This window comes from Aneurinibacillus aneurinilyticus ATCC 12856, from assembly GCF_000466385.1.
Classification (GTDB): Bacteria; Bacillota; Bacilli; order Aneurinibacillales; family Aneurinibacillaceae; genus Aneurinibacillus; species Aneurinibacillus aneurinilyticus.
In genome coordinates, this window is record NZ_KE952819.1 from 1 (window position 1) to 968 (window position 968).

General features: G+C 40.7%; 1 protein-coding gene. It reads left to right on the forward strand.

Features of this window, described 5'->3' with window-relative positions:
• On the forward strand, positions 1–968 hold a 968-nt coding region (locus HMPREF0083_RS15275; RefSeq protein WP_021622438.1), incomplete at both ends, for a D-serine ammonia-lyase.

Sequence of the window (968 nt, forward strand, 5' to 3'; positions counted from 1 at the left end):
GGCGGTATTTATGAGGTTCTTAAGCATGCAGAAGATTTAGCTCTTCAACAACAGTTGTTAACACTGCAAGATGACTATTCCATTATAGACAGTGAGAAATTCAGAAGCTTTTTCTCGCAATATTCAATTGCAGTAGGATCAACGGGCAATTTAGGACTTAGCATCGGAATTATGAGTGCAAAAATGGGGTTTAACGTAACGGTTCATATGTCAGCTGATGCAAAGAAGTGGAAGAAGGATCTTCTTAAAAGCAAAGGAGTTGTGGTGGTTGAATATAAGGAGGATTACAGTAAAGCTGTAGAGGAAGGCCGAAAACTTGCAAATAGCAAACCAAATTGTTACTTCATTGATGATGAAAATTCTAATGATCTATTTTTAGGATATGCTGTAGCAGCTTTTCGGGTAAAAAAACAATTAGAGGATATGAATATAACGGTAGATGAACATCACCCCCTATTTGTCTATCTTCCATGTGGAGTGGGTGGTGGTCCGGGAGGAGTTGCCTTTGGCTTGAAATTGATATACCAAGATCATGTGCATTGTTTCTTCGCAGAGCCTACCCATTCGCCGTGTATGTTACTTGGTTTAGCAACCGGATTGCATGATAAAGTTTCTGTACAAGATTTTGGGATTGACAACATTACAGCAGCAGACGGCCTTGCAGTTGGAAGACCGTCTGCCTTTGTCGGTCAAATCATTGAGCCTTTCTTAAGCGGATGTTATACGGTGAGTGATGATGAGTTGTATAAGCTATTAAGAGCATTGATTGATACAGAGAATATTCATCTGGAGCCTTCTGCATTGGCAGGGGGATTCGGTCCAATTCGGTTGGCGAAGGAAAAAGAAGGACAAGCCTATTTAGAACAACATCATTTAATAGACCGAATGAAAAATGCCACACATATTATGTGGGCTACTGGCGGCAGCATGGTTCCTGCAGAGGTGATGAAGGAATATTACAAAAAGGG